Origin of the sequence: Limnobacter sp., assembly GCF_036846585.1 — a bacterium.
Classification (GTDB): domain Bacteria; phylum Pseudomonadota; class Gammaproteobacteria; order Burkholderiales; family Burkholderiaceae_B; genus Limnobacter.
The window spans coordinates 1-20,031 of sequence record NZ_DAIUBR010000043.1 but is presented as its reverse complement, the minus strand read 5'-3'; the positions used below and the strand labels follow the sequence as shown (position 1 = coordinate 20,031).

Annotated in this window: 19 protein-coding genes and 1 tRNA gene; 8 read left to right on the top strand and 12 right to left on the bottom strand. The window is 54.1% G+C overall.

Annotated elements, in window-relative coordinates:
• The 5 genes from aceE to phoU form a co-directional block, all read left to right on the top strand.
• A partial coding sequence (gene aceE / locus V7028_RS14280) for a pyruvate dehydrogenase (acetyl-transferring), homodimeric type (RefSeq protein WP_334120753.1) occupies positions 1–1,724 on the top strand: 1,724 nt, incomplete at its 5' end.
• 32 nt (positions 1,725–1,756) lie between these two features.
• Positions 1,757–3,064, top strand: coding sequence for a dihydrolipoyllysine-residue acetyltransferase (gene aceF / locus V7028_RS14275; RefSeq protein WP_334120752.1), 1,308 nt, complete (start codon positions 1,757–1,759; stop codon positions 3,062–3,064).
• 12 nt (positions 3,065–3,076) lie between these two features.
• Positions 3,077–4,858 (top strand): dihydrolipoyl dehydrogenase, encoded by a 1,782-nt coding sequence (gene lpdA, locus V7028_RS14270; protein WP_334120751.1) that lies wholly within the window; start codon positions 3,077–3,079, stop codon positions 4,856–4,858.
• Positions 4,859–5,005: 147 nt separating this feature from the next.
• Positions 5,006–5,659, top strand: a complete 654-nt coding sequence (gene rpiA, locus V7028_RS14265; RefSeq protein ID WP_334120750.1) for a ribose-5-phosphate isomerase RpiA — start codon at positions 5,006–5,008, stop codon at positions 5,657–5,659.
• Positions 5,660–5,804: 145 nt separating this feature from the next.
• Positions 5,805–6,506 carry a phosphate signaling complex protein PhoU gene (gene phoU / locus V7028_RS14260; RefSeq protein WP_334120749.1) on the top strand — a complete coding sequence of 234 codons (702 nt, stop codon included), beginning with the start codon at positions 5,805–5,807 and terminating at the stop codon, positions 6,504–6,506.
• On the opposite strand, the gene V7028_RS14255 is transcribed toward phoU, so the two are convergent.
• The 12 genes from V7028_RS14255 to V7028_RS14200 form a co-directional block, all read right to left on the bottom strand.
• Positions 6,507–6,827: a hypothetical protein gene (locus tag V7028_RS14255; protein ID WP_334120748.1), complete on the bottom strand. Its 321-nt coding sequence runs from the start codon at positions 6,825–6,827 to the stop codon at positions 6,507–6,509.
• 108 nt (positions 6,828–6,935) lie between these two features.
• On the bottom strand, positions 6,936–7,208 hold the full coding sequence (locus V7028_RS14250) for an oxidative damage protection protein (protein WP_305563819.1): 273 nt from the start codon (positions 7,206–7,208) through the stop codon (positions 6,936–6,938).
• A 10-nt stretch (positions 7,209–7,218) separates the two neighbouring features.
• Positions 7,219–7,791, bottom strand: a complete 573-nt coding sequence (locus V7028_RS14245) for a dihydrofolate reductase (RefSeq protein ID WP_334120747.1) — start codon at positions 7,789–7,791, stop codon at positions 7,219–7,221.
• Positions 7,792–7,794: 3 nt separating this feature from the next.
• Positions 7,795–8,589, bottom strand: a complete 795-nt coding sequence (gene thyA / locus V7028_RS14240) for a thymidylate synthase (RefSeq protein ID WP_334120746.1) — start codon at positions 8,587–8,589, stop codon at positions 7,795–7,797.
• A 385-nt stretch (positions 8,590–8,974) separates the two neighbouring features.
• Positions 8,975–10,750 (bottom strand): ABC transporter transmembrane domain-containing protein, encoded by a 1,776-nt coding sequence (locus tag V7028_RS14235; protein ID WP_334120745.1) that lies wholly within the window; start codon positions 10,748–10,750, stop codon positions 8,975–8,977.
• A 6-nt stretch (positions 10,751–10,756) separates the two neighbouring features.
• Entirely contained in the window at positions 10,757–11,866 is a 1,110-nt protein-coding gene (locus tag V7028_RS14230) for a lipocalin-like domain-containing protein (RefSeq protein ID WP_334120744.1), read from the bottom strand.
• Positions 11,863–14,421 (bottom strand): ABC transporter permease, encoded by a 2,559-nt coding sequence (locus tag V7028_RS14225; RefSeq protein WP_334120743.1) that lies wholly within the window; start codon positions 14,419–14,421, stop codon positions 11,863–11,865. The genes V7028_RS14230 and V7028_RS14225 overlap by 4 nt, the downstream gene beginning before the upstream one ends.
• Before the next feature lie 3 nt (positions 14,422–14,424).
• Positions 14,425–15,099 carry an ABC transporter ATP-binding protein gene (locus V7028_RS14220; RefSeq protein WP_334120742.1) on the bottom strand — a complete coding sequence of 225 codons (675 nt, stop codon included), beginning with the start codon at positions 15,097–15,099 and terminating at the stop codon, positions 14,425–14,427.
• Between the two features lie 43 nt (positions 15,100–15,142).
• Positions 15,143–15,928, bottom strand: coding sequence for an enoyl-ACP reductase FabI (gene fabI, locus V7028_RS14215; RefSeq protein ID WP_334120741.1), 786 nt, complete (start codon positions 15,926–15,928; stop codon positions 15,143–15,145).
• Between the two features lie 87 nt (positions 15,929–16,015).
• Positions 16,016–17,155 (bottom strand): glycosyltransferase family 4 protein, encoded by a 1,140-nt coding sequence (locus V7028_RS14210; RefSeq protein ID WP_334120740.1) that lies wholly within the window; start codon positions 17,153–17,155, stop codon positions 16,016–16,018.
• Between the two features lie 6 nt (positions 17,156–17,161).
• Positions 17,162–18,079 (bottom strand): UDP-2,3-diacylglucosamine diphosphatase, encoded by a 918-nt coding sequence (locus V7028_RS14205; protein WP_334120739.1) that lies wholly within the window; start codon positions 18,077–18,079, stop codon positions 17,162–17,164.
• A gap of 110 nt (positions 18,080–18,189) precedes the next feature.
• Positions 18,190–18,459: a hypothetical protein gene (locus V7028_RS14200; protein WP_334120738.1), complete on the bottom strand. Its 270-nt coding sequence runs from the start codon at positions 18,457–18,459 to the stop codon at positions 18,190–18,192.
• Positions 18,460–18,590: 131 nt separating this feature from the next.
• On the opposite strand from V7028_RS14200, the gene V7028_RS14195 reads away from it, so the two are divergent.
• The 3 genes from V7028_RS14195 to V7028_RS14185 form a co-directional block, all read left to right on the top strand.
• Positions 18,591–18,667, top strand: a tRNA-Val gene (locus tag V7028_RS14195).
• Positions 18,668–18,773: 106 nt separating this feature from the next.
• A complete protein-coding gene (locus V7028_RS14190) occupies positions 18,774–18,902 on the top strand; it encodes a hypothetical protein (protein ID WP_334120737.1) in 129 nt (42 codons plus the stop codon).
• Between the two features lie 119 nt (positions 18,903–19,021).
• A partial coding sequence (locus V7028_RS14185; protein WP_334120736.1) for a threonine--tRNA ligase occupies positions 19,022–20,031 on the top strand: 1,010 nt, incomplete at its 3' end.

The window sequence follows — 20,031 nt, the reverse complement described above, 5'->3', positions numbered from 1 at the left end:
GCGAATATCAGAACTGCAAGGCCAATGACGGCGCCTATGTGCGCAAAAACTTCTTTGGCAAACACCCCAAGCTGCTGGAAATGGTTGCCCGCATGACGGATGAAGACATCTGGCGTTTGAACCGTGGTGGCCACGACCCACACAAAGTGCATGCTGCTTACGACGCTGCCATGAAACACGAAGGCCAGCCAACCGTGATTTTGGCGAAAACCGTGAAAGGTTTTGGCATGGGCAAAGTGGGTCAGGGCAAGAACACCACCCACCAGCAGAAGAAGCTTGATATTCAATCTATCAAGGAATTCCGCGATCGCTTCAATATCCCGATCACCGATGATGTAATCGACGATGTGCCTTTCTTCAAACCCGCCGACGATGCACCGGAAATCAAGTACCTGCACGAACGCCGTCAGGCTTTGGGTGGTTACTTGCCCAAGCGCCGCCGCGAAGCCGATGAAAAACTGAAAGTGCCAGGTCTGGATGCATTTGAAGCCGTGCTGGAACCAACCAAGGAAGGTCGTGAAATTTCGACCACCCAAGCTTTTGTGCGCGTGTTGACTGCACTGGTGCGTGACAAGGAACTGGGCCAGCGCATTGTGCCGATTGTTCCCGATGAGGCACGTACTTTTGGTATGGAAGGCATGTTCCGCCAGTTGGGTATTTACTCCTCACAAGGCCAGTTGTACGAGCCAGTCGACAAAGACCAGGTGATGTACTACCGCGAAGACAAAGCCGGTCAAATTCTGGAAGAGGGTATTAACGAAGCGGGCGCATTCAGTTCGTGGATTGCGGCGGCCACGTCGTACTCTACCAACAACCGCGTGATGATTCCGTTCTACATTTACTACTCCATGTTTGGTTTCCAGCGCGTGGGCGATTTGGCCTGGGCTGCCGGCGACATGCAGGCGCGTGGTTTCCTCTTGGGTGGCACCGCTGGCCGCACCACGCTGAACGGCGAAGGTTTGCAACACGAAGATGGCCACAGCCATATTCTGTCGTCGACCATTCCAAACTGCGTCAGTTACGACCCCACCTTTGCCCACGAGCTGGCCGTGATCATTCAGCACGGCTTGAAGCGCATGGTTGAAGACCAGGAAAACGTGTTCTATTACCTCACCGTGATGAACGAAAACTACGCGCAGCCTGGCCTGAAGAAAGGCACGGAAGAAGGCATATTGAAGGGCATGTACGTTTGCCGTGCATCAGCCCTGAAAAAGGCTGGCAAGAAGCATGTTCAGTTGCTGGGTTCCGGCACCATTTTGCGTGAATCACTGGAAGCAGCCGAGCTGCTTGAGAAAGACTGGGGCGTTGCCGCAGATGTGTGGTCTGTGACCAGCTTCACCGAACTTCGCCGCGAAGGTCTGGATGTAGAACGTGAAAACATGCTGCATCCCGAGAAGAAGTCCAAGCCAAGCTATGTTGAGAAAATGCTGACGAAAACCGAAGGTCCGATCGTGGCGTCCACCGACTACATGAAGTTGTTTGCCGACCAGATCCGCCCCTTCATGCCCAAGGGCCGTGAATACAAGGTGTTGGGAACGGATGGTTTTGGTCGTTCCGATTTCCGCTCCAAGTTGCGCGAGCATTTTGAGGTGAACCGTCATTTCGTCACTGTTGCTGCACTGAAGGCCTTGGCCGATCAGGGCGACATTCCACTCAGCACCGTGGGTGAAGCAATCAAGAAATACGGCATCAACCCCAACAAGCCCAACCCGGCCTACGCATAACTGGTCGACGCACAAGAAAAAGGACGAGCGAAATGACAATCGAAATCAACGTACCCGACATTGGCGATTTTGACGGGGTGGAAATTATTGAGGTGCTGGTCAAGGCAGGCGACACCGTGGCGGCGGAGCAATCCATCATCACGGTTGAATCTGACAAAGCCAGCATGGAAATTCCTTGCCCGCAAGCCGGTGTGGTGAAAGAAATGAAAGTGAAAATTGGCGACAAGGTGGCCCAGGGCACCTTGATGCTAATTCTGGAACCCGCAGAGGGCGGTGCTGCTGCACCGAAGGTTGAAGCACCGAAGGTTGAAGCACCGAAGGTTGAAGCACCGAAGGTTGAAGCACCGAAGTCGGCTGTTGCGCCTGTTGCTGCTGCATCCGTGGAACCGCACAACCCAACTGTTGCATCGGTGAACGCACCGCATGCAAGCCCGTCTGTTCGCAAGTTTGCCCGTGAACTGGGTGTGAATTTGGCCACCGTTTCAGGCACAGGTCCAAAAGGCCGCATTACGCCTGACGATATTCGCAATTTTGTGAAAGCCGCGGTTGCAGGCGTGGGTTCTTCTTCTGCCGGTGCAGCCAAGGGTGGCAGTGGTGGTGGCCTTGATTTGCTGCCATGGCCGAAAGTTGATTTCACCAAGTTCGGCGAAATTGAAGAACAAGAACTTTCACGCATCAAGAAATTGTCAGGCCCGAACTTGCACCGCAACTGGGTCATGATTCCGCATGTTACGCAGTTCGACGAAGCCGACATCACTGATCTTGAACAATTCCGCAAAGACACCAACGCCGCGCTGGCCAAACAAGGCGTGAAGCTGACCATGCTGGCCTTCGTGATGAAAGCCTGCGTTGCTGTGTTGAAAAAGTACCCTGCCTTCAATGCCTCGCTGAGTGAAGCTGGCGACAAGTTGATTGTGAAAAAGTACTGGAACATCGGCTTTGCCGCAGACACACCGAATGGTTTGGTGGTGCCTGTGATCAAGGGCGTGGACCAAAAAGGTTTCTCGCAAATTGCCAATGAACTGGGCGAATTGTCTGCCCAGGCTCGTGATGGCAAGCTCAAAGGCGCCGACATGCAGGGTGCCACGTTCACGGTTTCATCTTTGGGTGGCGTGGGTGGAACCTTGTTCACGCCTATCATCAACGCACCTGAAGTGGCTATTTTGGGCTTGTCCAAATCAGCCATGAAGCCGGTGTGGAATGGCAAGGAATTCGAGCCCCGCTTGATGCTGCCGCTTAGCCTGAGTTATGACCACCGCGTGATCGACGGTGCAATGGCGGCCCGATTTACCACTGAGCTTGCCGGCGTGTTGGCCGACATGCGCAAAGTGCTGCTGTAAGGGGATGAACACATGAAACTGATCGTTCCTGATATTGGTGATTTTGATACCGTAGAAATTATTGAAGTGTTGGTGAAAGAAGGCGACAAAGTAAGCAAAGAGCAATCTTTGATCACAGTTGAATCTGACAAAGCCAGCATGGAAATTCCTGCTTCTGATGATGGCGTTGTCACCAAGCTGCTCGTGAAAGTGGGCGACAAAGTGTCCAAGGGCAGCGAGATTTGTGAAATCAGCGGTGGTGGCGCATCATCTTCAGCCACACCCGCTGCTGCACCTGCAGCTGAGCCTAAACCCGCGACAGCAGCGGAAAGCAAGCCAGCCGCGCCCGCTGCTGCCCCCGATGTTTCTGCTGGCCCTGCCAGCAGCTACAGCGGTCAGGTTGACCACACTTGCGATGTGCTTGTGTTGGGCGCAGGCCCCGGCGGGTATTCAGCCGCCTTCCGCAGTGCCGACTTGGGCATGAACACCATTCTGGTTGAGCGTTACAGCACCCTGGGTGGCGTGTGTTTGAACGTGGGTTGCATTCCCTCCAAGGCACTGTTGCACACCGCACAAGTGTTGGAAGAAGCGCAGCACATGGGCGAACACGGCATTGCCTTTGCCAGGCCGAAAATTGACCTTGATAAACTGCGTGCGCACAAAGCGGGTGTGGTGGGCAAGTTGACAGGCGGTTTGGCCGGCATGGCCAAAGGCCGCAAGGTAAAAACCCTGCACGGCGTGGGCAGCTTTGTTAGCGCAAACCACCTGGAAGTGGTGGTGGCCGATGGTAGCAAGCAGGTGGTTCAGTTCAACAAAGCCATCATTGCTGCAGGTTCACAGCCTGTGCATTTGCCTTTCATTCCGGAAGACCCTCGCATTGTTGATTCAACCGGCGCACTGGAATTGCCTTTCATTCCAAAGCGCATGTTGATCATTGGTGGTGGCATCATCGGTTTGGAAATGGCCACCGTGTATTCCGCACTGGGTGCCCGCCTGGACGTGGTCGAAATGCTCGACGGCTTGATGCAGGGCGCTGACCGCGACTTGGTGAAAGTTTGGCAAAAGCGCAATACACCGCGGTTTGACAACATCATGATGAAAACCAAAACCGTGGGCGTTGAAGCCACCAAGAAAGGCATCGCAGTCACTTTCGAAGGCGAGCAAGCCCCGAAAGAACCGCAGCTTTACGACATGGTGTTGGTGTCAGTGGGCCGCACGCCCAATGGCAAGAAAATTGGAGCCGAGAAAGCAGGCGTGGCGGTTACCGACCGTGGCTTCATTCCTGTGGACAAGCAAATGCGCACCAACGTGCCCAATATTTTCGCCATTGGCGACGTGGTAGGGCAACCCATGCTGGCGCACAAAGCGGTGCACGAGGCGCATGTGGCCGCAGAGGCGGCGGCCGATGAAAAGGCTTATTTCGACGCACGTGTTATTCCAAGCGTGGCCTACACCCACCCCGAGGTGGCTTGGGTTGGTCTTACCGAAGATCAAGCCAAAGACCAGGGTATTAAAGTGGGTAAAGCTGTATTCCCTTGGGCTGCCTCGGGCCGTGCCATTGCCAACAACGCTGACGACGGTTTTACCAAACTGTTGTTTGACGAAGAAACGAAGCGTGTCGTGGGTGGCGGCATTGTGGGCATGAATGCCGGCGACTTGATCGGCGAAGTGTGTCTGGCTGTAGAAATGGGCGCAGATGCAGTAGACATCGGTAAAACCATTCATCCACACCCCACCTTGTGTGAAAGTGTGGGCATGGCCGCTGAAGTTTACAAAGGCGTGTGCACCGATTTGCCTGCACAGAAAAAGAAGTAATACAGCAACTTTTGCTGTAAAGCCCGGAAAAACCAACTGTTCGCGGTTGGTTTTTTCTTTTCAGCGATACGTCGGGTTGTAGCAGGCAAAGTCGCTTAAAATTGTGGTTATGCAACGTTTAACCTGATCAGGACTTCTGGACAATTTATGGATGCTCTCGCTTTAAAGAAAATGGTGGCCAAGGCCGCGCTTGAATATGTTCAGCCCGGTACGGTTCTTGGCGTCGGTACAGGCTCCACGGTCGATTGCTTCATTGATGAGTTGGCGCAGTCCGGCATTCAACTCAAGGGGGCGGTGTCTTCCTCCGTGCGTTCCGAGAAAAAGCTGCGTGAAATTGGTGTGCCCATTGTTGAGATGAACGATGTTGAAAGCCTGTCGATTTATGTGGATGGTGCCGATGAAGTGGACCCGGCAAACTGCCTGATCAAAGGCGGCGGCGGGGCCAACACACGCGAGAAAATTGTTGCGGATATTTCCGACAAATTTGTGTGTATTGCCGACCAATCAAAACTGGTTCAGGTGCTTGGTGCCTTTGCCTTGCCGGTTGAAGTGTTGCCCATGGCGCGCAATGCCATTGCCCGCAAGCTTGCTGCACTGGGCGGGCAGGTCACTTTGCGGGAAGGTTTTATTACCGACAATGGAAACATCATTCTGGACGTGGCTGGTTTAAAAATTACAGATCCTGTTGCCATGGAAAAAGAAATCAACCATTGGCCCGGTGTGGTCACAAATGGCCTTTTCGCCATTCGCCGGGCCGATGTGGTGCTAATCGCAACAGCTGAAGGTATAAAAACGCTTTAATGGCCAATACAGACGAGACGAAGACCTGAATAATTGTTCAGAACATGGCAGAATAAAGTAAAGGGTTTGGCAATCTTGACAAATTTCTGTCATCTGTCTGTGCCAAATTGATTCGTTACAACAATTATCCGGGTAAGGAAGACAAATGACTGAACACACCTCCAAACAATACGACGCGGAACTGGAGTCGTTGCGTACCCGCGTACTCCAGATGGGCGGCTTGGTGGAGAATCAGATCGTGTCTGCCATTGAAGGCTTGGGTGCCGCGGACACGAGTATTTTCAAGGAAGTGATTCGACGCGAGAAGGAAGTCAACGACATCGAACTTGAAATCGATGAATTGAGTAATCACATTCTGGCTCGCCGTCAACCTGCGGCTGTGGATCTGCGCTCGGTCATTGTTGCCATCAAGATGATTCGCGACCTTGAACGAATTGGCGATGAAGCCGAGAAAGTGGCGCGCATGGGCATGATGATTGCCGATGCAGGCAAACATTTTGTGCCGAAGGTGGATTTGCACCGCATTGCAAGCAATGCGATTGCCATGCTGCGGAAGGTGCTGGATGCCTACGCGCGAGTGAATGCAGTTTCTGCTGCTGAAGTGGTGAAGGCTGATATCGAAGTGGACGACGAGTTCAAGGCGATTTTGCGCCAACTGATCACCTTCATGATGGAAGACCCGCGTACCATTTCCCGTTCCATTGAAATTCTGTTCATCGCCAAGGCGATTGAGAGAATCGGTGATCACTCCAAGAACATGTCTGAACACGTGGTGTACATGGTCAAGGGGCGTGATGTTCGTCACCAGGGGCCCGAGGCCGTGGCGCAGGAAGCTTCCGACAACTGATCACAAATTGCGTTGCGGGTTTTGTTGTCCCAGAAATATCCAGGCCACGGTAATTTTCGCAATGGTGCAGGCGCAAAGTGCGGCGACCGTGTAAAAAAATACGCAGGCCAGCGTGTTGAACTGTTCAAGCATGATGCCGAAGAAATACATCAGCAGCGTGAGGGCGATCCAGCGCCGCAAGTAGGTGATCAGGTGATGCCGGTTTGCTTTGTTGTGGGCAATTGCTGCGGATCGTTGATACAACTCCTTCACACTGGCATCGCGAAACAGCCAATGAAAGAAAAAATAACGAAACAGCACAGTGTCTTGGAAGCTGGTCATGCTGAAAACTCTGGTTGACGTTTTCAGTATGCAACGGCCTGACCAATAAGAAAAGCCCCTGTTTCAAGGGGCTTTTTTTGTATCAGCAAATTGTTTTTTGCGCCTTGGTTATTCGCTGGGCGGTACGTATCCGGCGGCTTGTTCAGCACCATCACCAAAGAAGTGTTTTTCCATTTGTTCCATCAGGTACTTGCGTGCACGTGCATCGGCCAGGCTCAAGCGGTTTTCGTTCACCAGCATGGTTTGGTGTTTCAGCCAGTCTTGCCAGGCTTGCTTGGACACGTTTTCAAAAATTTTCTTGCCCAATTCACCAGGGGCCGGTGGAAAGTCCAAGCCTTCGGCTTCCTTGCCCAGCTTGATGCAGTTTACTGTACGTGCCATTTTCTACTCCTTACAATCCCGTGGTTATCCGGGCGTATTTTACAAAATCAAAGCCCCATGCGCGTTCGCTGGTGGCGGGATTGGTGATTCGGTCAACTTCTGCGAAGCGATTGCTGTCCCATTTTGGAAAACTGGTATCGCCTGCGAAATCCTGCTGAATCTCGGTCAGTATCAATTCGTCTACCAGATCCTGATCCAGTGCCTGCTGATACAAATTGCTGCCACCAATCAAAAACACCTGCTTGAATTCTGACAACCATTTTAAAGTATCCGGCAAGCTGGTGGCGGTGGCAATTTGCGTGGTGCCGCCGCCGGGCAGGTCGCTCGGGTATGAAATAACGCTTCGAGGCGTACCGTCTTTGGCTGGCGAAGGCAGCCAACCGGCATTGCTGGTCAACACCACGTTCAAGCGCCCTGGCAAGGGGCGGTTGATGGATTCATAGGTTTTACGGCCCATCAATACCGGGCAACCCAGGGTGGTTTGCTTGAAAAAAGCAAGGTCTTCCGGCAGGTGCCAAGGCAGGCGGTTTTCAATGCCGATGATGCCGTTTTTGGCCACGGCAGCCACGATGGATACTTTCATGGTTTATACAGCCACCGGTGCCTTGATGTGCGGGTGACAGGTGTAGTTCAGAATTTCAAAATCGTCGAACCTGTAGTCGAAGATGCTCTCGGGTTGTCGTTTGATATTCAGCGTAGGCAAGGGAAAGGGTTTCCGGCTGAGTTGTTCGGTCACCTGTTCCATGTGGTTGCTGTACAGGTGGCAGTCGCCGCCGGTCCACACGAAATCGCCGACATCAAGTTCGCATTGCTGGGCCACCATGTGGGTCAGCAGCGCATAACTTGCAATGTTAAAGGGCACGCCGAGAAAAATGTCGGCGCTGCGCTGGTAAAGCTGGCAGCTCAATTTTCCATCGGCCACATAGAACTGGAAAAGGGCGTGGCAAGGTGGCAACTTCATGTTGTGGATTTCTGCCACGTTCCAGGCACTTACGATGTGGCGGCGGGAATCGGGGTTGTTTTTAATTTGTTGCATCAAGTGGGCGATTTGGTCGATATGGCGGCCATCGGCCGTGGGCCAGCTGCGCCATTGAACGCCGTATACCGGGCCCAGGTTGCCGTTTTCGTCTGCCCATTCGTCCCAAATGCTCACGCCGTTTTCTTTCAGGTACCGAATATTGCTGTCGCCCATCAGAAACCACAATAGTTCATGAATGATCGAGCGGGTGTGCAGCTTCTTGGTGGTCACCATGGGAAAGCCGTCTTGCAGGTTGAAGCGCATTTGGTAACCGAAAACCGAGCGCGTACCGGTGCCAGTGCGGTCCATTTTGTCGGTGCCGTGGTCCAGCACGTGCTGCATCAAGTCAAGGTACTGTTGCATGGTGTATTAGCTGCGAATTCTAGGGGTCTTTGGTCTACTAAGTTTACCTCGTTGTGATGCTCAATCGTCGCGTATCCCAATCATTCGCCAGAAAACCTGTTGTTCCCTTTGAAGTTCACACTGACTCATCAAGCTTGGCAAAAAAGATGGCCAAGCCTTAGTGTCGGCCTGCGGCCGACGGTAACGTGTGAATTCAAACGGGCAGGTTTTCTTGAAGGCGAAGCGATTGGGAGATCGCTGCCGATTGCGCCAAAACCAGGTTGGTGATTAATCGTGTACTCCCGCGTCGATGCGAAGTCGCGAGCATTGATCAAACCCACTGCCGAGTTGGCTAAGTGAGCCGGCAACCCCGACGAGTTGGCAAAAAAATCAGTAGCCTGCTAATTCACGCCATCAACTTCTGTGCATTTTCGTCAATGAACTGCAAGGAAGCCAGCTTGGCATACAAACCTTGCCTGCTCATCAGGTCTTTGTGGGTGCCCATCTCGACAATCTTGCCTTCGTTCATCACCACAATTCGGTCGGCCGCCATCACAGTGGCCAAACGGTGGGCAATAATCAGCGTGGTGCGTCCGTGGCGGCTTTTTTCAATGGCCTGTTGCACAAGTTGTTCACTTTCAGCGTCCAGGCTGGCAGTGGCTTCATCCAGCAGCAGCAAACCTGCATCGCGCAATACGGCGCGGGCAATCGATACCCTTTGGCGTTCCCCGCCGCTTAAGCGCACGCCCTTCTCGCCCACGGAAGTATTCAACCCTTGGGGCATTTTGCGCACGAAATTGCTTGCTGCAGCGTCGGCCAATGCCTTGTCAATTTCCTCTGCCGAGGCGTCTGGTTTGCTATACCGCACATTGTCTTGAAGGCTGCCGGAAAAAATGACTGCTTCTTGGGCCACATAGGCACAATTGGCGCGCCATTGTTCCAGGTGCAGGCTTTCCAGTGCTTTGCCTTCTATCAATATTTGCCCTTGGTTCACGTCGTACCAGCGAAGCAGCAGGCTGAACAGGGTTGATTTGCCTGCACCAGACGGACCAACCACGGCCAGTGTCTCGCCGCGCTGAATGTTCAAGCTGAAGTCTTCAAGAATGAATTTTTCAGGGGCCGAAGGGTAGGCAAAATCCACATGGCTGAATTCAATCAGGAAACCGCCTTGCTTGGGCGGTGGTTTCAGACCGTGTTTGTGAATCGTTGTGTCCAGGTTCAACAGTTCAACCAGCCGTTCTGCAGCACCTGCAGCGCGCTGGAATTCACCCAGCACTTCTGACAATGCAGCAAAACCTGCACCCACAAACGCGGCGTACATCACAAACTGGGCCAGCTCGCCCGCGCTCATCTCGCCGCTGGCCACCGCTTGCGCACCCATCCACAGCACCGCGACCAAGCCTGAAAATGCCAGGCCAATCGCCACAAACAACAGGGCCGACCGGTTTACAGTTCGCCTGCGTGCGGTTTGGTAGGTTTGCTCGCTGGAGGTGGTGAATTTTGCGGCTTCTGCGTGTTCCTGATTAAAGGCTTGCACGGTCGTGATCTGGTTCAGAACTTCTTGCGCAATTGCACTGCTGTCGGCCAGTTTGTCCTGGCTGGCCCGCGACAATTTGCGAACCCGGCGCGCCAGAATAACCACTGGCACCATCACCACCACGACCAGCAACAACACTGCACCGGAAAGCAGGGGGCTGGTCAGCAGCAGCATCACCAAACCGCCCAAAGTGGTCAGGCTGTTGCGCAGGAAAAAGGACAGGCTGCTGCCAACCAGGGTTTGAATCAGCGTGGTGTCGGCGGTCAGGCGCGAAAGTACCTCCCCAACCTTCAATGTTTCAAAGAATTCCGGGCGTTGCACCAGCAAATGGCTGTACACCCGGTTGCGCAGGTCTGCAGAAATTCGTTCGCCCAGCGTGGTCACCAAATAAAACCGCACGGCACTGGCCATAGCCAGCACAAACACCAGCACGAGCAGGTAGCCAAATGCGGTGTTCAAACCTTCCGGGTTTTCACCGGCAAGAAAACCGCTGTCGATTAACCAGCGGAACATGACCGGCATGGTCAGCGACATGGCCGAGCCCAGCAGCAATGCGCCCAACGCTGCGAAAGCCCAAGCCTTGTGGGGGCTGATCAGGGAACCCAAAGTGGAGCCAAGGGTTTGAAATTTGTTGGTGTTGTTCATGAATGCTCAAAGTTGCATGGGGCGATCATACCCTGTCATTTCAAGATAGCCTTGTCCCCACGGTGAAGCGCTTGCGCTTTTCACACGCACAGCACCTTCCCAATACAGGGTGTCCGTGCTGGCACGCGCATCCAGTTCCTGATCGTCAAACAAGGGTTCAAGGTCGAAAGTTTGTTCGTCAAGCACCAGGCGCTGCGACACCGGGTATTCAATGCCGGTGCGGATTGATTTCCAGCGTTTCAATACCTCGAATTTCACTTGCTTGAAATTGCGCACAGTGCCGTCGGCTTGCCGTAGTGCTGCATGGGTCCACACCGCGGGTTTGGTCGGTTCTTGGTCGCGAATTTGAAAGGCCATCAATGCCTCGCCATTGTTGCCATGCAAGCCCACCCAGTCCCAGCCTTGGGCATTCGGTGCCAGTACGGTGCTGGACCATTCATGGTCCATCCAGAAGCTGCCTGTGACAGGTAAGGTTTTGCCGTTGACTTGAATAGTGCCGCTGCTTTTCATGTGGGGCAGGGTGATGTAGTAACTTGATTGTTCGGGCTTTGGGCCTTTCTGTGAATAAGCACCCAGGCCTTGCAACCACGGTGTTTGTGTTTGTTCCATGCGCAGGTTCATGGCCAGTTGCGGTGTTTGAATGGCGCATTGCCATTCATTGCCCTGTGCGGTTTGCAGTTGCCAACCCGGCATTTCAATATTCAAAACCCGTTCGCGGTTTGATTTGAATTGCGCACCACCACTGCCTGCGCGGCGAATGATTTGTTCGTGTTTCAATTTGCCTGTGGCAGGCAGAGCCACGGCAGCGTGCGCAAACAGCAATTGCTTGGGCGCAAAGGTGCTGGGGTTTTGTACGTCTACATTTGGGGCTGATCTGAAAAACGTGATTTGCACACCAAAAGGCTGCTCAAGTTCCGGGCTTTCAAACCAGCCAGTGAAATACCACCATTCGGTTCGAAAGGCGGGGTGCGCGCCGTGGTCGCGGGGCAAGGCGGGAAGCGTTTCCTGATTGGGTTGGGCATACACGCGCTGCAGGCTATGTTCGGCATAAAGCACATTTGACCAGTTCAGCACGGGCAGGCCCAGGCCAGCCTTTAAAAGATCCCGCCGCTTCATGCCCAGTCCTCTTTCAGTTGCTCAACCAGTTGCGTGTTCAGTTTGCTGCGCAGGGCCAGTGTGACGGTGGCGCTGCTCATGCCCACCAATACCACCACCATGATGAACAAATCGCGCCAGGGGGTGAACCATTCCATGGTCCAGTGAAATGACTGGGGGTTCACCACAAATATCAGAATGCCAGCGAATGCCAGGCCAATCGCCAAGCCCACCAGCGCCGCCACTGTTGATGCGATGAAAGCTTCGCGTGCAATCAGCCTGAGCATCCAGCCCGGGCTTGCCCCCATGGCACCCAGCAGCGCAAATTCACGCTTGCGTTGCAAGGCCATGGCAGAAAAAGTGGTGCCCACACCAAACAGGCCGATGACCACCGCGGCAATTTCAAGCAGATAAGTGACAGCAAAGCTGCGATCGAAAATATCCAGGCTCAGCTGGCGGATTTCACCCGGTTCAGCGAAGTCAATTTTACCCGCCAGGGCAGTGGTGGCTGCACTTTGTTGAATGCGTTGCACCATGCCTTTTACGCTCACATTTTCTTGCGGCCACACGGCACCTTGCGTGTCTTTGAATTGAACTTTGAATTGCTGCAACAATTCAAGTTTGGGTAGAACAATTGCCCCATGCTGGCGGGTGTAATCGCGCCACACGCCCATCACGGTGGTGGGTACGCGTGTGCCTTGGTCCAGTTGCAATTCCAGTTGGCTGCCAGTCTTTAGGCCATACAGGTCGGTCATGGGTTCGCTGACCCACACCGGCAAGGTGCCTGCCTGCGGGGCGTCAATGGTGCGGCCTGTCATGGGCAGGCGCTGTTGCGCTGCTTCAATGGAAATGGGCCGTGCAATCAATTCCACTGAAGGGCGTTTGGGGTCGAGCACGATCGATTGTTGCCCCCAGAACTCGACCAGATCCACGCCGGGCAGGGCTGCAATTTTGTCCTGAAATTCGTCGGGAAATACTGGAATGGTGGCGCTGTTCAATTTCACATACAGTGGCGCAGGCAGTACCTGGGTCAGCCAGTTGTCCAGTGAAAAGCGAAAGCTGTAAATCATCACATGCATGGCCACCACCAGCGCAAAACTGGCCACCACACCTGACAAACCCACAGCCAGCAAATTGGGCGTACTTGCCAGGCGCGACCTGGCAAGATCGGCCGTTTTCATCAACTGTGTCGGGTGGCGAATCAAGGCGCGCACCACCAGGCCGATCATTGCAATGCCGCCAAACAGGCCAAAAGCCACGGCCAAATAACCACCCACCGGAATGTTGCCGTAAGGGGGTATCCACAAACAGGCCACTGCCACAAAGCCAAGCAGCAAGCCCATCCAATGTGCCTTGTTGGCGAACTGCAAGCCAGCCTCTTCGGTGCCTGCACGCAGGCGCTGGTGCAGTGCCATTTGCCCGGTTTGCAGTGCTGGCGACAAACCGCCCAGCAAAGTGGCGACTACCCCAAATCCGCCAAATAACATCGCATCGATGGGTGCCAGCGGCACGCTGCCTTGCACGCTTTCGAAATAACCGGCACCCAGGTCTACGCCCAAATAACGCACCACTGCGGTTGCAAGGCCCCAACCCATGGCAACCCCCAGCATACCGCCCACCACGCCGCAGCACATCGATTCAAACAACACCTGCGCGCGCAGCGAACCGGCCCGTGCCCCCAACGCTGCCAGCAAGGCCCACTGGCGCGAACGTTGGGCCACTGCCAGCATTTGTGTGGAAAAGGTGAGAAAGCCCCCGGTGAGCAGCGCCACCATGGCCAGAATTGACAGGTTTGCGCGGTAAGCCTGCGACACGCTGGCCCCTCGGGTACCTTGTTCGTTCGGTGTTTCAAGGCGGCCCAGCTCGGCGAACTTTGCTCCATATCGGGCTTGGAATGTGGTCGGGCTTACGCCTTCCTGCAACTTTAAATCCACTCTCGATATTTGCCCAAGGGTGCCCAGTTTCCATTGCACGGCAGCAATGTCTGCCACCGCAATCAATTGCCCCGCACCTGCTGCAGGAACACTGCCTGCCAAGTGCCAGTGCAGGGATTTGTTTCCCGCCAGCGTGGTCAAGGTGTTTTGCCCTGCGGGCAGTTGTTCCTTCAGGGCAGGGCTTACAAATACATTGCTGTTGTTCAGCAGCGGGATGTCGCCCTGTTGGGCTTCGTTGCCCGGTTCAGTTTCAATTTGACCAATGAAGTTGGGTGTTACTGCTGCGGCGGTGAACACGTCCAGCCCCAGCCAGCGAAGGGGCTTGTCAAAGCCCTGAACAGCCACTTCCATGTCGATAACCGGCGAAGCCACAGCCACTTCGGGCAGAGCGGTCAAGGTGTTCAACACCGTTTCCGGCAACAGGGTGCTGTGTGGCAGCAGTTGTAAATCGGCCTGCCCGGAAAACTGGCGCACGCCGTTGTTGAATTGTTCCAGTGCCTGCTTGTGAATTAAATGCACGGCCAAGCCCAAGCCCACGCCCACTGCAATCGACAGGGTTGCGATCAACCATTTCACGGGCTGGTCGCGCAGCGCGCCAGCAAACAGTTGTAGCTTCAGGGTCAGTGTGGGCGGCAAGCGCATGGCTTAAGCCCCTGTGACCGTGTTGGATTGTGTTTGGGTTCGTTCAGTTAAATGATGGTCTGCCAGGTTCAGCTTGTGGTTCAAATGACTGGCTGCCTTGACTGAGTGGGTTACCATCACCAAGGCACTGCCTTGTGCCGAACAGGCGGCAAGCAACACTTGCAAAACCCTTTCGGCATTGTCTTCATCCAGGTTGCCCGTGGGTTCGTCGGCCAGTATCAATGGCGGGTTCAGTGCCAACGCGCGCGCAATCGCCACGCGTTGCTGTTCCCCACCCGACATTTCCCGTGGAAAACTGGCTGTTTTGTGTGCCATGCCCACTTGTTCCAGCAATTGCAGGCAGCGGGCGGTATTGGGCTTTTCCCCCGCCAGCAAAAAGGGCAGTTCTACATTTTGTTGCGCAGTCAAATGCGGCATCAGGTAGTAAGCCTGAAACACAAGGCCTACATGGCGCAAGCGTTTGGCGGCAACCTGATTGTTGTTCAGGGTATGAATTGCGGTGCCCGCCCAGAACACCTCGCCAGTGTCGGCCCGGTCAAGCCCGGCCATGAGGTGAAGCAGGGTGGACTTGCCTGAACCCGATTCCCCGATCACAGCCAGCGATTGCCCGCTTTGCAATTGCAGGTTCACATCGGTGAACAGCTTGACGCCACCAAGGGTTTTTGAAACCCTCGCCAAAGCGAGGGTTGCTGGAGTTGCGCCACCAAGGGTCATTGGTGTGTTATTCAGCCATGCCGCCGACCACGGTGCTGTAGCCCGCGTCCACGTAAGTAATTTCAGCGGTAATGCCCCGCGCCAAATCGGACAGCATGAAAGCAGCGGTGTTGCCCACATCGTCAATGGTCACATTGCGGCGTAGCGGTGCAGCTTCTTCTACGGCGTGCAGAATTTTGCTGAAACCTTTGATGCCCGCAGCCGCCAGTGTTTTGATGGGGCCTGCAGAAATGCCATTCACGCGGATGCCCTTGGGGCCAAGTGATTCCGCCAAATAACGCACCGATGCCTCAAGCGATGCCTTGGCCAGGCCCATGGTGTTGTAGTTTGGCACCATGCGCACAGAACCCAGGTAGCTCAGTGTCAGCAACGCGCCTTCTCGGCCTTGCATCATGGGGTAGGCCGCTTTGGCCAGTGCCGGGAAACTGTAGGCAGAAATGTCGTGTGCAATGCGGAATGCTTCGCGGGAAATGCCTTCCAGAAAATCGCCGGCAATCGCTTCACGTGGCGCAAAGCCGATGGCGTGTACCAGGCCATCCAGGCCATCCCATTGTTTGGCCAGTTCAGCGAACAGGTTTTCGATTTGTGTGTCTTCAGCCACATCCAGCGGAAACACCAGCTTGGAATCAAACTCAGCGGCCATGTCGGTAACACGGTCAATAAAACGCTCGGTTTGATAAGTAAAGGCCAGTTCAGCGCCCTGTGCGCGGCAGGCTTTTGCAATGCCGTAGGCTATTGAACGGTTAGACAGCAGGCCTGTGATGAGAATTTTTTTACCGGCTAGAAATCCCAATTTGAATTGCTCCTGAGAATGTATATAGGTTTGGATTTTGCACCTATTATAGGCAATTCAAGCGGGGTGCGCCTGAAGGTGCCGGGTTCAGGGTCTGTTTGAGATTGGCTTGTGTGTGGCCTTTACTTGTTTGGGCACACTGGCGGAAATTCCAATCGGGGCCAGGTAACCCTGAAACTGCTCGGCACAATTTTCCCACGTGAAGCTTCGGGCGTGTTCAAGCGGCACCTGGCGTTCAATTTTCAGGGCAGCCATTGCAGCAGTTTTCAGGTTCCAGTCCAGCACGCCCGCACCGGAATCGCCCACCACATCAAGCGGTCCATTGACCGGAAATGCCGCCACCGGGCAACCACTGGCCATGGCTTCCAGCAATACCAGGCCGAAGGTATCGGTCATGCTTGGAAATACAAACACATCGGCTTTTTTGTAAAGCTCGGCCAGTGCAACATGGTTCAGCATGCCGAACCACCGGGCTTCGGGGTATTGTTTTTCCAGTGCCTTGCGTGCTGGGCCATCGCCTGCAATCCATTTTTCGCCCGGCAATTCCAGGCTTAAAAATGCATCAAGGTTTTTTTCAACCGCGACCCTGCCCGCGTACAGAAATACCGGTTTTTCAATGCTGCAGGCGTTCAGGCGGCGCAGCAGTTCCACCTGCTGGGCGTCATCCAGGGGCAAGTCCCGGGGGCTGTAACTTAAATGTTTGCTGGCGGCAGACTGTTGCGGATTAAAACGATTCAAATCCACACCGCGCTGCCACAGCACGCAGCTCGTCAAGCCACGGCTTTTTAAGGTGTTGATCACTGACTGGGTGGGCACCATCACCGCCTTTGAGGGCCGGTGAAACCAGCGCAACAGCGCAGCCGTGAAGCGAATCGGTATGCCGGAACGTGCTTTTACGTATTCCGGAAACTGGGTGTGGTACGCGGTGGTGAATGGCAATTTGCGCCCATGGGCCAACAGGCGCATCGCCAGCCCGATTGGCCCCTCGGTCACAATGTGCACAGCCTGCGGCTTGAACCAGTTCAGTTCATTGCGCAAGCGAGTGAATGGCCACAGTGCCAGGCGAATTTCAGGGTAAGTGGGGCAGGGGATGGTTTTGAACAGACCGGGGTGTATCACCCGCACTTCATGGCCCTGTGCGGTCAGTTGTGCAACCACCTGGCTGACTGTTTGAACAACGCCATTGACCTGTGGGGCCCAGGCATCGGTTGCGATCAGTATGCGCATGGCTGCTTACTCCGCCTTGGCGGTTTCAAGCGCCTTTTGTTTGCGATCGGGCAGTTCGCGGTGCGGCCAGTGCACAATATCCAGCTTGCCGCAGGGGTGTTCAACCAGCGCGGTCAGGCTTTCAACCCAGTCGCCGTCGTTGCAGTACAGCAGGCCATCCACTTCCTTGATTTCCGCTTTGTGAATGTGACCACACACCACGCCGTCATAGCCACGGTGTTTGGCTTCATGAATCAGTGCGTGCTCGAATTCAAGAATGAAGTTCACCGCGTTTTTGACCTGATGTTTCAGGAACTGCGACAGCGACCAATACGGATAACCCAATTTGATTCGAATGTTGTTCAGCATCCGGTTCAAGGTCAGCGCGAAGTTGTACAGCGTGTCGCCCAGGTAGGCCAGCCACTTGGCGTAGCGCACCACTTGGTCAAACTCATCGCCGTGCACCACCCACAGGCGTTTGCCGTCTGCGGTCACGTGTACCGCATTTTCCATGATGGGAATGTCGCCAAAGGTCATGCCGGCAAACTGGCGGGCGGCCTCATCGTGGTTGCCCGGAATGAACACAACCTGCGTACCCTTGCGTGCTTTGCGCAATACCTTTTGAATGACATCGTTGTGGTTTTGCGGCCAGAACCAGCCTTTGCGCAACTGCCACCCGTCGATGATGTCGCCCACCAGGTACAGCGTGTCGCTTTCATTGTGTTTCAGGAAGTGGAGCAGGGCGTCGGCCTGACAGCCGGGCGTGCCCAAATGGATATCGGATATCCAGATGGTTCGGTATTTGTTGGAACCCTGTTCGTCTGCCGTATTGTCAGTTTCTGTTGTAAGCAGGTTTTTGACTGGCTCAGGGTGTTGCTCCGTTGGCGCTTTGGCAAACAGTTGTTCAGCAATTTGTCGATTGAAGTTCAACTGGTTCGAGCGCATATTTAATGTCCATGTTCTTGTCATGGAACTTATTAGACGCGCCCGATTTGACTACCTTGTGACAGTTGTGTGACTCTTTTTTGACAAAAACCACCTTGTTTCAACTGTTTTTATCTGGTTTCCAGGCTTTTTGGCAGCCACCAGGTAAAACCATAAAGCAGCGTTTTGGAAACCACTTCCACGGTTGGCAGGTTCTTGCCGCGCAGGCGCAAGAACGCAATTGGCAATTCTAGCGTGTGCGCCACCAGCAGCAATGCGGCCAACGCCAGCAGAAAGGGCATCACCAGGCTGATCAGCAAGTAGGCCGGCACAACAATCCAGAAGCCGTTCATGACTTTGCGCATGGATTCAAACGATTGGGGACTGATTCTAATGGCCATGGTTTTTCCTTGGATGGTGTGGGTTAGGCTGGCAGAAATTGAATATGACAATAAGTGTTGTCAGAAGCCTTGTCAATATGTTTGGGCTTGCCCCCGCGGCTGCGCTGGTGTATATTTCGCACTCTTCTTTTAGGACCGTAGCTCAGCTGGTTAGAGCGCTGCCTTGACATGGCAGAGGTCGCTGGTTCGATTCCAGTCGGTCCTACCATTTTCTCCCCTCTTGCAAAAACAAATCCGTCGAGAAAGTTCGTTCCGTTGCACAATGGCTGGATCACGCGCGCATTTGCAACGTGAAACATTCAGGAGTGATGGCCATGAGTCATGAACAGAAAAGCAACAAAATGGACAAAAAGAAGGCCTTGAGCACACCCAAAGAGAAAAAAGCCGCCAAGAAAGTGAAGAAAGACATCAAAGAAGGCATTCACAAGCCCAAATTGGCTTGATCTACGCAGCTTTTGTTGACAATCAACAACTTTTGAGTGAACAGGCATCATTCAAAAGGCTAAAATAGAAGGTTGCGAAAAAGTTTATTCGAGCTCAATTAATCGTAAGGGAAGTACCTATGCCAGTAATCCGCCTGCCTGACGGATCCGAACGCGCTTTCGATCACCCCGTGACCGTGGCCCAAGTTGCCGCCAGCATCGGCCCCGGCTTGGCCAAAGCCGCATTGGCCGGCACGGTAAATGGCACGCTGGTTGATGCCTCTCACACCATTGAAGCGGATTCCTCCCTTGCCATCGTCACCGAAAAAGACGATGCCGGGCTGGACATGATTCGCCATTCCACCGCCCACCTGCTGGCTTACGCCGTGAAGGAATTGTTTCCCACTGCGCAAGTCACCATTGGCCCGGTGATTGAAGACGGTTTTTATTACGACTTTTCCTACGAGCGCCCCTTCACCCCTGAAGACCTGGAAGCGATCGAAAAGAAAATGACCGAACTGGCCAAGCTTGATGAAGTGGTTACCCGTGAAGAGTGGGTACGCGACGACGCCGTGCAGTTTTTCAAAGACCAGGGCGAGCACTACAAAGCCGAAATCATTGCCAGTATCCCCAGCAATGAAAACATTTCCCTGTACCGCGAAGGCAAGTTCATCGACCTGTGCCGTGGCCCCCACGTGCCCAACACCGGCAAGCTGAAACACTTCAAACTGATGAAAGTGGCTGGTGCGTACTGGCGCGGCAATTCGAACAATGAAATGTTGCAGCGTATTTACGGCACCGCTTGGACCAAAAAAGAAGACCTGGCCGCCTACCTGCACCGCCTTGAAGAAGCTGAAAAGCGCGACCACCGCAAACTGGGCAAGCAGCTTGATTTGTTCCACATGCAAGACGAAGCCCCTGGCCTGGTGTTTTGGCACCCCAAAGGCTGGGCCTTGTGGCAACAAATTGAGCAGTACATGCGCAAAGTGTATTTGGATGGCGATTATCAGGAAATTCGCTGCCCGCAAATTCTGGATCGCAAGCTGTGGGAAAAGTCGGGCCATTGGGACAACTACAAAGAACACATGTTCACGACCGAATCGGAAAAGCGCGACTACGCCTTGAAGCCGATGAACTGCCCCGGTCACAT

What these genes read in the sequence shown, in the direction of transcription:
- V7028_RS14225 (WP_334120743.1), bottom strand. Translation starts at nt 14,421, where the DNA reads ATGCGCTTGCCGCCCACACTGACCCTGAAGCTACAACTGTTTGCTGGC.
- V7028_RS14235 (WP_334120745.1), bottom strand. Translation starts at nt 10,750, where the DNA reads ATGAACAACACCAACAAATTTCAAACCCTTGGCTCCACTTTGGGTTCC.
- rpiA (WP_334120750.1), top strand. Translation starts at nt 5,006, where the DNA reads ATGGATGCTCTCGCTTTAAAGAAAATGGTGGCCAAGGCCGCGCTTGAA.
- lpdA (WP_334120751.1), top strand. Translation starts at nt 3,077, where the DNA reads ATGAAACTGATCGTTCCTGATATTGGTGATTTTGATACCGTAGAAATT.
- V7028_RS14205 (WP_334120739.1), bottom strand. Translation starts at nt 18,079, where the DNA reads ATGCGCTCGAACCAGTTGAACTTCAATCGACAAATTGCTGAACAACTG.
- aceF (WP_334120752.1), top strand. Translation starts at nt 1,757, where the DNA reads ATGACAATCGAAATCAACGTACCCGACATTGGCGATTTTGACGGGGTG.
- V7028_RS14250 (WP_305563819.1), bottom strand. Translation starts at nt 7,208, where the DNA reads ATGGCACGTACAGTAAACTGCATCAAGCTGGGCAAGGAAGCCGAAGGC.
- V7028_RS14230 (WP_334120744.1), bottom strand. Translation starts at nt 11,866, where the DNA reads ATGAAGCGGCGGGATCTTTTAAAGGCTGGCCTGGGCCTGCCCGTGCTG.
- phoU (WP_334120749.1), top strand. Translation starts at nt 5,805, where the DNA reads ATGACTGAACACACCTCCAAACAATACGACGCGGAACTGGAGTCGTTG.
- V7028_RS14245 (WP_334120747.1), bottom strand. Translation starts at nt 7,791, where the DNA reads ATGAAAGTATCCATCGTGGCTGCCGTGGCCAAAAACGGCATCATCGGC.
- V7028_RS14210 (WP_334120740.1), bottom strand. Translation starts at nt 17,155, where the DNA reads ATGCGCATACTGATCGCAACCGATGCCTGGGCCCCACAGGTCAATGGC.
- V7028_RS14200 (WP_334120738.1), bottom strand. Translation starts at nt 18,459, where the DNA reads ATGGCCATTAGAATCAGTCCCCAATCGTTTGAATCCATGCGCAAAGTC.
- V7028_RS14255 (WP_334120748.1), bottom strand. Translation starts at nt 6,827, where the DNA reads ATGACCAGCTTCCAAGACACTGTGCTGTTTCGTTATTTTTTCTTTCAT.
- V7028_RS14190 (WP_334120737.1), top strand. Translation starts at nt 18,774, where the DNA reads ATGAGTCATGAACAGAAAAGCAACAAAATGGACAAAAAGAAGGCCTTG.
- thyA (WP_334120746.1), bottom strand. Translation starts at nt 8,589, where the DNA reads ATGCAACAGTACCTTGACTTGATGCAGCACGTGCTGGACCACGGCACC.